Source organism: Rothia sp. HMSC075F09, assembly GCF_001810515.1.
GTDB lineage: Bacteria > Actinomycetota > Actinomycetes > Actinomycetales > Micrococcaceae > Rothia.
In genome coordinates this window covers 71,661-84,839 of record NZ_KV801780.1, presented here as the reverse complement: position 1 = coordinate 84,839, position 13,179 = coordinate 71,661, and the positions used below count along the sequence as shown (strand labels likewise).

Genomic DNA, 13,179 nt, shown 5'->3' with positions numbered 1-13,179 from the left:
AGACTTTATATAGGAACCCTTCAGGAGAAACCCATGAACTCCACACCCAGCTACGGCGTGCACCGCATTATGGGTGCAGAAACCGAGTACGGCGTCATCGCGCCCTCCGCACCGGGCACCAACCCGACCGTGCTGTCCGCACTGGTGGTCAACACCTACGCCAAGCTCGCCTTCCGCCGCGGCGCCGCCTTCCGCGAGCAGCTGCAGCGCCGCGCCCTGGCCGCCGAGCTCGTCGCCGAGGAGGCCCGCCAAGCCGAGAACTACTCGACCGAACCCAGCGCCCCCGCCGCACCCGAGGGCCAGTGGCTGGGGGAGTCCGAGTCGCCGCTGCGTGATGCGTTCGGTCAGGTTCAGGACGCCTCCACCGCCCACTCAAGCCAGATGACGCACACCCGCACCGAGCTGACCAGCGAAGACATCGCCCTGGAGATTATGCGCGAGGCGGGCGTTCAGGCACCGGGTGAACCCGCTGAGCCGCGTAGCGCCCTGGATGCGCTCGCCGGTGTGCACGGCCGCGGTGGTTTCCCGGAGCGTCTGGACTGGGACCGCGTGACCATGAACGCGATTCTGCCCAATGGTGCGCGCCTGTATGTGGATCATGCGCATCCGGAGTATTCCTCGCCGGAGGTTCTGACCCCCGCCGACGCGGTGCTCTATGACGCTGCCGGTGACGCGCTGGCGTACGAGTCGCTAGTGGAGTTGGGCAACCACGCGCAGGATTTGCCGCAGGTGAAGCTGTACAAGAACAACACCGACTCGAAGGGCCAGTCGTACGGTGCCCACGAAAACTACCTGATTAGCCGTGATGTTCCGTTTGAGCAGGTTGCGGATGCACTCCTGCCGTTCTTTGCGACCCGCGCTATTTTTACGGGTGCGGGCCGTGTGGGTATTGGTACGCACGGTGAGGTTCCGGGTTTTCAGATTAGTTCGCGTGCTGATTTCTTTGAGCGCACGATTGGTTTGGAGACCACGATTCGCCGCCCGATTGTGAATACTCGCGATGAGCCGCATGCGGATGAGTCTAAGTACCGCCGCCTGCACGTGATTCCGGCGGATGCGAACATGTCGCACTATTCGAACCTGTTGAAGTTTGGTACGGCGGCGCTGGTGATGAACCTGATTGAGTCGCATAGCGAGCAGCACCCCGTGCTGCCGGGTGTGCGCCTGTCCGATCCGGTGGCGGCGATGCACGCGGTCAGCCACGATTTGTCGCTGTCAGTTCAGTTGCCGTTGGCGCCGTCTTCGGCGACCCTGCCGAACCCGGTGTCCACGAGTGGTTCGGCGAGCGCCCTGCAGATTCAGCGCGCCTACTATGAGGCCTCCCGTGCTCACGAGGAGTCGAACCCGGCGGGTGTGGATGCTGCGACCGCGCAGATTCTTGATCTGTGGGGTGAGGTTCTGGATGCCCTGGAAACCAACCCGCTCTCGCTGGCGGATCGTCTGGATTGGGTGGCGAAGTATGCGCTGGTGCGCGGGTATGTCGCTCAGGGCGTAGATTATGCGAATCCGAAGTTGAAGGCTTTGGATTTGCAGTACGCTGATATTGACCCGTCGAAGAGCCTGTATCACCGTCTGGTGTCGCGTGGCCGCATGCGCACGCTGTTCTCTGCGGAGCAGATTGAGCGTGCGACGACTGAGCCGCCGCGTGAGACGCGCGCGTTTTTGCGTGGCACGTTGATGGCGCGTTGGCCGGAGGAGATTCTGGGTATCAACTGGGATACGGTGTCCTGCCGTGGCAGGTATTCGAAGGATCTGACTCGTTTTACGATGATGGAGCCGACCCGGTACGGTGCCGCCCAGGTGGAGCCGCTGCTGGATGAGGTGAACCATTCGGATGAGCTGCTGAACCGCCTGCGCTAGTGGCACCTCACCACCCCTAAACCCACATAAACTCATATTCTTCCCCGGGGTGAATACCCCCATTCGGAAGAGTAAAAACCACATAACCCACAGGTAGGGTGCAGGAGAATCCGGGTACCAAAACCCTTACACCCCGCACCCGACCCCACTAAAAACTTATTTGTCCACAACCGCAAACCCCTTGAGGAGAGAACCATGAGCCGCGAACGCATCAGCGCACAGCAGACCGAAACCACCGCAGCCGAGCAGGAGCAGGAACTGACCCTCGCCGCCTCCCACGTTGTCTCTGACGTGAGCGAGGTCGACGACCTGCTCGACGAAATTGACGGCCTGCTCGCTGAGAACGCTGAAGACTTCGTCACCGGCTTCGTCCAGAAGGGCGGCGAGTAACCGGCGCACCTGCGCGCCGGGTCAGCATCATGGAACACCGTATTTTCGGCATTGAAAGCGAATTCGGGCTCAGCTACGTCCCGCACGGGCTCGGTCGGCTGAGCATCGAAGAGTCCGCCGCCGCCCTTTTCAAGCCCGTCCTGGATCAGTGGCGTTCAACGAACGTCTTCCTGCCCAACGGCGGTAGGCTCTACCTTGACGTGGGTTCGCACCCCGAGTACGCCTCCGCCGAATGCGGCAGCATTGACGAACTGCTCGCGCAGGAACGCGCCGGCGAGCTGCTCTTCGCTGATCTGGCGCGTACCGCCCGCAAGCGCCTGCTCGCCGGTTCCGAGGGCCGCCCCCTCGATGGCGAACTGTACCTGTTCAAGAACAATGTGGATTCGGCGGGCAACTCCTACGGCAGCCACGAGAACTACCTGATCAGCCGCAAACTGCAGTTCAACGACCTGATTGCCCAGCTCGTGCCGTTCCTGGTGACCCGCCAGATTCTGGTCGGTGCCGGTAAGACCCACCCGAACGGCGGCCCGGTGCCCGGTTCGACCGACCCGGCGTCCAGCACGGGTGTGCCTTCGTATTCGTTCTCGCAGCGTGCCGACCATATTTGGGAGGCGGCGTCCACCTCGACCTCGCGCGCTCGCCCGCTCATTAACACCCGCGATGAGCCGCATGCGGACGCGTCGAAGTTCCGCCGCATGCACGTCATTAATGGTGATTCGAACATGGCGGAGCCGACCGTGCTGCTGAAGATTGCCAGCACCGACCTGGTGCTGCGCATGCTGGAGGACCGTTTCCCGGTGACGAGCCTGGATATTGTGTCTGTTCCTGCGGCTCTGCGCGCTATCAGCCACGATCTGACCGGCACCGCGACCTTCGAAACCACCGATGGTAAGCACTACACGGCGTTGAGCGTTCAGCGTCACTACCTGGATGCGGCACGCCAGTACGTGCAGCAGTACGGCGCGCACCACCACCACGTGGAATACGCCCTGGACCTGTGGCAGCGCACCCTGGACGCTATCGAGTCCGGCGACTACAGCAGCATTGATACTGAGATTGACTGGGCGATTAAGAAGAAGCTTCTGGATGCGTATATTGCCCGCGCCCGCGCGGCCGGTCAGCCTGCCGATTATGCGAGCGCCCGCATCCGTCAGCTGGATTTGGCGTACCACGATATCGACCCGGAGCGTAGCGTCTTCCACGCGCTGGTTCGTCGCGGTGCGGTCAAGCGCATCCTGCCCGAGGGTGCTGCGGAGGCGGCGAAGACTCAGCCGCCGAACACTCGCGCTCTGCAGCGTTCGCGTTTCATTAACGCGGCGGTTGCGGCGGGGGAGCAGTTCACCGTGGATTGGGTGCACTTGAAGCTCAACGCCTACCCGCAGCACACGCTGGTGTGTAAGGACCCGTTTGCTACTGGCAGCGAGGAGCTGGAGGAGGTGCTAAGCCTGTTGGCGTCTAAGGCGCGTCAGCATCAGGAGGCGGCATTCCCGCCGCCCTGCTAAAACCCCAGCTCACCCCGCGCCGCGACACAGCCTGAACACAGCTACGTGCCGTAGCATAAAACAGCTAAACCCATACCTGTAAACTGTTCTGTGGCACACGGGCACTCACACGCCCCACTCTCACAGAAAACCCCAGAGGATAACACTATGACCAAACGCTCTAAGCTCACTATTTTCGGTGCCAGCGCGGCAGCTCTCGCGCTCGCACTGTCCGCATGTGGCGCACAGTCCAGCAATGGCGATTTGTCCAAGGTGCAGTACACCTTGAAGAACGCGACCGCTGCGCCTGAGGCGTCCTTCGCGACTCCCTTCGCCGCTTCTAGCCCCTCCGCGTACGTGATTGAGGAAGGTAACGGCGACTCCATCAACGATGGTGACTACGTGCTCGTTGAGGCTGCCGTGTTCAACGGCACCGACGGCAAGCTTAACGGTTCCACTTACTCCAGCGAGCCGATTCTGCTGCCGATTAACGATCAGCTGAAGCAGGCTGCACCGCAGGTGTACGAAACCCTGAAGAAGATTAAGGTTGGCGGTTCTTTCTCGTACACCACCAACGTTCTGCAGCAGCGTAGCACCGCGGGCGTGACCACTACGACCGCTTCGCCCGGTGCCGCAACTAACGTTGAGGTGTACACCGTGAAGACGAAGCTGCCCAAGTACGCAACCGGTAAGGCTGTTGAGGCTGACCCGTCGCTGCCGTCCTTCACTCTGGATGAGTCCACCGGCAAGGCTGATATTAAGCTGCCCGACACCAAGCAGGAATACACTGAGCTCGTCTCGAAGAACCTCATTGAGGGCGAGGGCGCCGAGGTCAAGGAAACCGATACCGTGTACGTGCGTTACATTGGCGTGCAGTACTCCGACGGTAAGGTCTTCGACGGCAACTATGACGCTTCCACCCCGATGGGCCTCTCCCTGCAGGGCGTTATCAAGGGCTGGACTCAGGGTCTGAAGGGCAAGAAGGTCGGCTCCCGCGTTGAGCTAGTCATCCCGGCGGATTTGGCGTACGGTAACGACACCGGCGGTTCCAAGCCTTCGGGCACTCTGGTGTTCGTTGTTGATATTCTGGGCGCGGAGGAGAACCCGCAGACCCTGCAGCGTGCTCAGGCGGCTTCTAGCGCAGCTGCTGCGGAGGCGTCCGCTTCGGCAACCGCTGAGGCTTCTGCGACTGCGACCCCGGCGGCTACCGCTTCGGCTACCGCACAGTAGCCCGGCAACCACATTTTTATATAGTGTTTTATACAGCGCTCGCCGCTTATCCTGTATGGGCGGCGAGCGCACCCACTATTTCGATTCATTTCGAACCAATCAAAGGAGACACCCATGTCTTTCGGTCAGCGTAACCTCGACCGCGAAAAGCCCGAAATCGATTTCCCCGAGGGCGACGCCCCCACCGAGCTGGTCATCACCGACCTGATCGAGGGTGCAGGCGCTGAGGTTGTTCCCGGCTCCCGCGTGCTCACCCACTACGTTGGTGTGGCATTCTCCACCGGTGAAGAGTTTGACGCGTCCTGGAACCGTGGCGAGCCGCTGCCGTTCCAGGTGGGCGTTGGCCAGGTTATCCGCGGCTGGGATGAGGGTCTGCTCGGCATGAAGGTCGGCGGCCGTCGTCGCCTGGAGATTCCCGCCGACATGGCGTACGGTGACCGCGGCGCAGGTTCGGTCATTAAGCCCGGCGAGGCCCTGATTTTCGTGGTGGACCTGCTGGACGTCCGCTAAGGACTAGCCGGTAAGGTTCTCACGTTTTTCGCGCTTCTCACGTAAGACGCGCAGAGACGCGCAGCCCGGTGCTTTCTCCCGATTGTGGGAGGGGCGCCGGGCTTTTGTGTATCAAGTTTTTGTACTGGGCTTTTTTGTACTGGGCTATCGGCGCGTCCGCGAAATTTTATACCCGCGCATTCTTCTCGCAGCCACCCCACACGCAAGTAAGTGCCGCGGAACACACACGGTATGATGGAATCATGTCCACCGCAGCCCAGCTTTACATGACTCTTCACCGCCTCTCCACCGCCGCCGAGGCACCCGATGCCGCAACCCGAACCCAGGGCATCAGCCGCAACGAGCTACTGACCCTGCTCGGTATTAGCACGCGCGCTAACGGCTCCCTCAGCGAGGCCCAGGAACGCGCCTTTGAACGAGCCAAGCAGACCCTGCGTGATGCCGGCGCGCGCATCACCCACGTGACCACTGACCTGGGGGAGCGCTACCGCCTCGAACCCAGCGACGCAGCTAAGCTACCCGCATGGAACCCCACCGCTGAGGAGTTCCGCCTCATCAACACCATCCTGCGCGGCTGGGAAGGCACCGAACTGCAGGATGACGCCTACCGCATCCTGCGTAAGATTGCGCTGACCAGCGAGAACCTCACCGATGAGGCGCTCGCCGCCGCGAAGATCCTGGAGCCGAAGACCGGCAAGCGTCAGCGCGCGAAGAACCTGTACACCTACCGCGAGCCTCTTCAGCGTATTTACTTTAGCGATAACCCGCACCTGAATGAGCTGTTCACCGCCTATGCGGAGCGTAAGACGGTCACGTTCACCTATCAGACGGCTGCCGGTGCGACCCGCGTGCAGGAGAAGGTCAGTGTTGCCGGTATTGGGTACCGTTACGGCACCTGGTATTTTGTCGGCTACTACACTGAGAGCTCGGAGCGTAAGGAGTACACGTTCCGTGCCAGCCGTATTCAGAAGCTCACGATGCTTTCGCGTATTGATTCGACCCCCATCAATGCGACGTTTAACGCCAAGAACTGGCTTGAAGACATTAAGGGCTACGAAGAGTACCTGTCCGTCGTGGAGGTCAGCGCCGATTCCACGCTGTCGGATCCCTTCACCGTGCCCTCGTACGGCACGATTGATAGCGCCGTGGCGGCGACCAGCTACAGCTGCGTGATTGAGCCGCCCGAGGAATCGGAGGCTGCATCTACCCGCCAGCGTGACAGCTACGCCGCCCAGCAGCTGCTGCTGCGTACCCTCACCGACCTGCACAGTGGCGCAGTCGAGGACCCCGGTACGTGGAGTAAGATTGACCAGCGTAACCGTAATAACGTCCTCGACGCCCTCGTCGACCTGGTTCTGGGTCTGCATCGTGCCGACCGCTGGGCGAGTGCCCATGGTGAAGAGCCCATGCCTTTGAATCAGCTCAACGCCCTCTACAGCGTGGACACCGAGAAAAACCGCGACCTCGGCAAAACTATCATCCCCGAGATTTTCGCGCAGGTAGATACCGTTCCCTTCGATTCTGACCCCAAGGACCCGGACGCCCTCAAGCCCAGCTACATTAACCTGCTGCCGGACTTTGGCGGTGCCACCCCGAACACGCTGCTGAACTACGCGCGCCTTACTGACACTGAACTCGCCATTCTCGTCTTTACCCTCTCTGCTGCAGATATTCTGCACCCAGCGGATGCGCGTCTGGGCAGTATCCGTGCGGCGCTCGCCGCCGCGTACCCGAACGCGCCTGTCTATGCGCAGCACCTGTGCTTCGCCCCGGAGGAGCCTCTGCTGCAGGAGGCGACTGCCGCCCTGAGCAGCGGCAACGCCGTGACCATTGGTTACGGTACCTCTGAGCGTGCCGCGGATCGTCTGGTGGATCCGTATGCGCTGGTGTTGCACCGCGACCACATGTACCTGCATGCGTGGTGCCGTACCGCTGAGGAACGCTACTATGCGGCGCGCGGTGAAGAGGTACCCGCGCAGGTACCTGAGGCTTTTGCTCACGCAGCCACCGGCGAGGCAGCGAACAGTGCCGACAGTGAGGCGGGGGAGAAGGAACCCACTTTCTGGCGCAACTTCCGCCTCACCCGCATCAACCACATTCAGGAGGCGGGCGCGGGTCGCACCCACCCGGTCACCGGTGACACCGTGCCAAACTGGCACGCGCAGCAGCACAGCACTCAGACCAACCCGTTCGCTGAGTTGCGGATTCACCCGACCGAGCATATTCCCAGCGGTGAACCGCTCGATACTCTCACCGCAACGTACATGCGCCGCAGCACCCACCACGTGAAGAAGGCTTCACGCACCCAGTACGTGCGCATCCACTACTACAACAACGCCCACGGTGCCGGCGATAAGAACATTCTCGACACTGTCATCGCGCACCGAGGTGCCCTCGAACTGGTCGGTCCTGCGCACCTGCGCGCGGCGCTGCTTGACCAGTTGCAAACCCTCAAAGCGAGTAGCCGCCGGGGTGCGCCCGCAGAAAAATAGAACTTCACCCACAAGCAAAAACGCCCTAAAAACCCATCTAAGGGGCCAAAACATTAACCTAAAACTTGTATAATGGTGCTCATGTCTTGGTGGTTCTGGATTTTGCTATGGGGCGCGCTCATCATCTGCTCGCTCCTCTATTTGGCATGGTTCACCTACAAAGCACTCACTCGCGGTTTCACACTCCTTGACGAAACCGTAACCTGGGTCGAGTCAATCGAGGGACAATTCGACGCAGCGCAAGCGAACGCAAGCCGAAAACTCCCGCGAGACACCACCCTCGGGGTATTCACACCCATCACCGAGGCATACAATAACTACGAACAAGGTAAGCAGACACGCAGGTCTGAGCGGATCAAGCGACGGGTCTCCCGACGAGATCGACTCGGCCAACCTCAAAACATCGGAGACCTGCTCTAACAGAAAGGCACACCACCATGGGCCAGATTTTCAGCCACCCCGCGACCATCATCGTCGTTATCCTCCTCATCGTCCTCCTCTTCGGCGCACCCAAGCTGCCCGGTATGGCACGCAGCCTCGGCCAGTCCATGCGCATCTTCAAGACCGAAGTTGAGGGCCTGAAGAACGACTCCAAGAAGGACCCCCGCGAGAAGGACGGCGAAGAGGTCGTCACCGCTGAGGTCGTAGACAACGGCAAGGACGGCAAGACCGAAACCAAGTAACGGTCCCGCCACCGACGCACCAAACCCGTGCCAGCCCACCGGCCGGCACGGGTTTTGCGGCACCACCCCATAAACACCCCACCAGACCCCCTCAGCCGAATCACACACGGCACCGACACCCAGAGGACACCACGTGGCAACACCTGACCAGGACGTGCGCAACCGCAAAATCAATCCTGAAGCACGCATGGAACTCAAGGAACACCTGCGCGAATTCCGCGACCGCCTCATCAAAGCGGCTATCGCAACCATCATCGCAGCCATCATCGGTACGGTCTTCCTCTACCAGCCTTTCATTGAAATGATCTCTGCGCCCCTGCAGCAGATCAACGCAGAAACCGGCCGCAACGCAAACCTGAACTACGGTAGCGTCGCATCTCCTTTCGACCAGCTGCTGAAGGTCGGTATGTACATCGGCTTGGTGATCGCCTCTCCCGTCTGGCTCTACCAGGCGCTGCGATTCCTGCTGCCGGCGCTGCACACCAAGGAGAAGAAGTATCTCTTCGGCTTCCTCACCGCATCTATTTTCGCGTTTGCCTGCGGTGTCGCTATTTCGTACTTCACCCTCCCCGGCGTGGTCTACGCGCTGCTGAAGTTCACCCCCGTCAACGAAAGTAACTACATTGACGCGGGCGTGTACATCTCCTTCATCCTGAAGTTCGTTGTGACGTTCTCTTGCGCCTTCATCATCCCGGTGATCCTGGTCGGCATTAACATGCTGGGCCTGATTCGCGGTAAGACCATCCTGAAGTCTTGGCGCTGGGTTGTTGTGCTCGTTGCAGTTATCGCAGCGCTGACTGCACCCGGTAGCGACATCATGATGATGTTCGTGCTCATGGCGCCGCTGCTGATTTTCTTCTTCGCAGCAATCCTCATCTGCATGATTAACGACAAGCGCCGCGACCGCAAGCTCGCAAAGCTGGCGCAGGGTGCAGACGAAGCAAGCCTGAACACCGCAACCAGCGCCGAAGACCTGGCGAAGATGGGTTACTTCGAGGACGAGAAGACTTCCTAAATTGAATAGCTCGCTTTGAGCAACCTAACCGAAAGGGGCGGGGTACAGAGAACCTGTACCCCGCCCCTTTCGCATATTCCACAAAAGGGTCTCGAGGCGTACAGACGAATTTTTACAACGCCCGCCGGTACGTCCCCGCAGAAACGCAGCGTATATTGCGCCGAAACTGTGCCGCCGATGCGCTCGCTGTTCGCCCGTACCGGATTAGTGCCCATGCAGGATGCTTTCGGAAGGTGGGCGGTGGGCGAGCGGTTACACTGGACATACTATGAGCAAGCACCACGCACAGCACACTTCTGACGCACACACTTCTACCGCTTCTAACGAGCAGACCGGCACCGACTACGCTGCCGCCTACGCCGCATCCCGAGAGCGCGCCGCATACGCGAAGACCGCCCTGGGGGCTTTTGAGGCGTCCCTTGATTTTCCGCTGGATGATTTTCAGCGTCAGGCGTGTGCCGCCGTGGAGGCGGACCGCTCCGTCCTCGTTGCCGCGCCTACCGGTGCCGGTAAGACCATTGTGGGTGAGTTCGGTATCTACCTGGCGTTGCGCCGCGGCATGAAGGCGTTCTACACGACCCCCATTAAGGCGCTGAGCAACCAGAAGTACCACGACTTTGTGCGCGCGTACGGTGAGGATTACGTGGGTCTGCTCACCGGCGATACGAGCATTAACACGGAAGCACCCGTGGTCGTGATGACCACCGAGGTGCTACGCAACATGCTCTACGCCAACTCGACCACGCTGACCGGCCTGGGCTATGTGGTCATGGATGAGGTGCACTACCTGGCGGACCGTTTCCGTGGCGCGGTGTGGGAAGAGGCGATTATTCACCTTCCCGAGCATGTGAACGTCATTTCCCTGTCGGCTACGGTGTCGAACGTTGAGGAGTTCGGCGCGTGGCTGGATACGGTGCGCGGCGGCACGGACATTATCGTTTCCGAGCACCGCCCGGTGCCCCTGTGGCAGCACATGATGGTCGGTCACCGCGTGGTGGACCTGTTCGTACCCGAAGACAACTCCGCGCAGGGCAAAAACCACACCCAGGGCAAGAACCAGGAGCCGGAGGAGAAGCTCTCCCGCAAGCAGGCGAAGAAGGCACAGAAAGCTAAGCAGCGTGGCGCAACCGTGGAGGCGGGCGCCAACCCACTGCTTGCCGGTCTGCGTCTGAACCCGCAGCTGAAGGCGTTACGCCCCGGCTTCCGTTCCGCGCCGGGCCGTGGACGCTACGGCGGCAAGCGTGAGCGTTTCCGTCACCGCCGTGAAGGCTGGCTCAATGAGACGTTCAGCAGCGGCGAGCGCGGCCGCTCGAACCGTCGTGACCGTTTCAGCAACGATCGTTTCAGTAACGACCGGGACTTTGATGCGCGCGGTGAGCAGAAGCCTCTGCGCCCGCAGCGCATTACCCGCCCGGAGATGGTGCGCGCCCTCGACAAACAGGGCCTGCTGCCCGCAATCTGCTTTATCTTCTCCCGTGCCGGTTGCGACGGCGCGGTCAGCCACTGCGTATCCGCCGATATTACGCTGACCACCCCCGAACAGCAGCAGACCATCCGCGCCTACATTGCGGAAGCGACCGCTCACCTGGACACCCGCGACCTGAACACCCTCGGCTACTACGAATGGCGTGACGGCCTGATTCGCGGTATCGCCGCGCACCACGCCGGCCTACTACCCCTATTCAAGGAGGTCGTCGAAACCCTCTTCGCCCAGGGCCTGATTAAGCTGGTCTTCGCCACCGAAACCCTCGCGCTGGGCATCAACATGCCCGCCCGCACCGTCATCCTGGAAAAGCTCACCAAGTACAACGGCGAATCCCACGTGGACATCACCCCCGGCGAGTACACCCAGCTGACCGGACGCGCAGGCCGCCGCGGCATCGACATCGAAGGCCACGCCGTCGTCATGTGGCGCCCCGGCATGTCCCCGGAGCACGTGGCGACCCTCGCCTCAACCCGCACCTACCCGCTGAACTCCTCATTCCGCCCCACCTACAACATGGCGGCAAACCTCATCGCCTCCTACGGCGCCGAACGCACCCGCAAAATCCTGGAATCCTCCTTCGCACAGTTCCAAGCAGACAAGTCGGTCGTCGGCGTCGCCTCCCGCGTACGCAAAAACGAAAACGCCCTAGAAGGCTACCGCGAAGCAATGGCATGCCACCTGGGCGACTTCACCGAATACGTCCAGCTCAGCCGCCACATCGCCGAACTGGAAAAGAAAGCGTCCAAGAGCAACGAACGCCACGCCCGCGCGCAGGCACACCACAGCATCCAGCAGCTACTACCCGGCGACATCATCTACATTCCGCACGGCCGCTCCCGCGGCTACGCAGTCGTCATCACCCGCTCCGACTCGCACGCCGACCCGCGCATCGGCATCCTTACCGAGGACGCACACCAGCGCACCGCCTCAACCCGCGACTTCGAAGGCGCCGTCGAACCGGTCTCACGCATCAAAATCCCCAAGCGACTGAGCCTCAAAACCCCCAAGGAACGCCGCGACACCGCAAGCCGCATGCGTCAGGCGCTCTACGACGGCCGCGCCCCGCGTGCGCTCGCACAGCAGAACATCCCTGCACGCCAAAACAGCATCGACGCGCAGCTGGAGGCTCTGCAGGCTCAGCTGCGTAACCACCCGTGCCACGGCTGCTCCGACCGTGCAAACCACATGCGTTGGGCTGAACGCTGGCAGAAGCTCAACTCTGAAACCGAAGGGTTGCGCCGTCAGATTGCCCGCCGCACCAACACGATCGCTCAGGTCTTCAACCGCATTGCGCGTCTGCTGGAGAGCTACGGCTACGTCGAACGCACCGAGGATAACGAACTATCGCTAACCACCGGCGGACAGGCTCTACGCCGCATCTACGGCGAGCGTGACCTACTGACCGCCCTGTGCCTGGACGCGCACTTCCTCGACGGACTGGAACCCGCCGCCATCGCGGCAACCGTTGCCGCGCTGACCTACCAGGGCAAGCGCGACGCGGTGGAATACCTGGCTCACTACCCGCACCCGTCCCTGCGCGCACCCATCGCGACGATTACGCAGCGCCTCGCCGACCTGAACGCAGCCGAGGAACAGTTCAAGGTCAACCCGACCCCCGCATGCGACTTCGGCCTGGTTGAACCCATGTACGCCTGGGCGAACGGCGCGCACCTCGCAAAGGCAATCGAGGACACCGGCCTTGCCGCCGGCGACTTCGTACGTTGGGCAAAGCAGGTACTGGACGCCCTGGACCAAATCGCGCACATCCGCTCACTGGACCCGGTCATTCGAGCCCGCTGTGAAGAAGCGATTGAGGCGGTACGCCGCGGCGTAGTCGCCCTGGACGTCTAGCCCGCGCCTTAGCTACACCGTACATAGTGCTACACCGCGCCCGACCAGTTCGGGCCACCACCCCCGCTACTGTGCATTGTTCTACATCATCTAAGTTCCGCCTCATCTAAGGACGAACGAACTATCGCAGGCAGCGGGGGTGCTTCTATACTCAAATGAGACGCTCAGCTAAGCTACGCGA

The 13,179-nt window shown here is 61.3% G+C and carries 9 protein-coding genes; all 9 read left to right on the top strand.

Features of this window, described 5'->3' with window-relative positions; all coding sequences use genetic code 11:
* Window positions 1–33 precede the first annotated feature (33 nt).
* The 9 genes from dop (at window position 34) to HMPREF2749_RS02260 (ending at window position 12,998) form a co-directional block, all read left to right on the top strand.
* The gene (gene dop, locus HMPREF2749_RS02305) at window positions 34–1,860 is read left to right on the top strand and encodes a depupylase/deamidase Dop (RefSeq protein ID WP_070593303.1); all 1,827 of its coding nucleotides are present in this window, start codon (window positions 34–36) and stop codon (window positions 1,858–1,860) included.
* A gap of 195 nt (window positions 1,861–2,055) precedes the next feature.
* Window positions 2,056–2,250, top strand: a complete 195-nt coding sequence (locus tag HMPREF2749_RS02300) for a ubiquitin-like protein Pup (RefSeq protein ID WP_005506016.1) — start codon at window positions 2,056–2,058, stop codon at window positions 2,248–2,250.
* Between the two features lie 29 nt (window positions 2,251–2,279).
* A complete protein-coding gene (gene pafA, locus HMPREF2749_RS02295; protein WP_070593301.1) occupies window positions 2,280–3,752 on the top strand; it encodes a Pup--protein ligase in 1,473 nt (490 codons plus the stop codon).
* Window positions 3,753–3,899: 147 nt separating this feature from the next.
* Window positions 3,900–4,961 carry an FKBP-type peptidyl-prolyl cis-trans isomerase gene (locus HMPREF2749_RS02290; protein ID WP_070593299.1) on the top strand — a complete coding sequence of 354 codons (1,062 nt, stop codon included), beginning with the start codon at window positions 3,900–3,902 and terminating at the stop codon, window positions 4,959–4,961.
* Between the two features lie 114 nt (window positions 4,962–5,075).
* On the top strand, window positions 5,076–5,471 hold the full coding sequence (locus HMPREF2749_RS02285; protein ID WP_049362378.1) for an FKBP-type peptidyl-prolyl cis-trans isomerase: 396 nt from the start codon (window positions 5,076–5,078) through the stop codon (window positions 5,469–5,471).
* Window positions 5,472–5,713: 242 nt separating this feature from the next.
* Entirely contained in the window at window positions 5,714–7,963 is a 2,250-nt protein-coding gene (locus tag HMPREF2749_RS02280; protein ID WP_070593296.1) for a WYL domain-containing transcriptional regulator, read from the top strand.
* A gap of 437 nt (window positions 7,964–8,400) precedes the next feature.
* Entirely contained in the window at window positions 8,401–8,646 is a 246-nt protein-coding gene (gene tatA, locus HMPREF2749_RS02270; protein ID WP_005506024.1) for a Sec-independent protein translocase subunit TatA, read from the top strand.
* A 133-nt stretch (window positions 8,647–8,779) separates the two neighbouring features.
* A complete protein-coding gene (tatC, locus tag HMPREF2749_RS02265; RefSeq protein ID WP_005508665.1) occupies window positions 8,780–9,661 on the top strand; it encodes a twin-arginine translocase subunit TatC in 882 nt (293 codons plus the stop codon).
* Between the two features lie 268 nt (window positions 9,662–9,929).
* Entirely contained in the window at window positions 9,930–12,998 is a 3,069-nt protein-coding gene (locus HMPREF2749_RS02260) for a DEAD/DEAH box helicase (protein WP_070593294.1), read from the top strand.
* The last annotated feature ends 181 nt before the right edge of the window (window positions 12,999–13,179 follow it).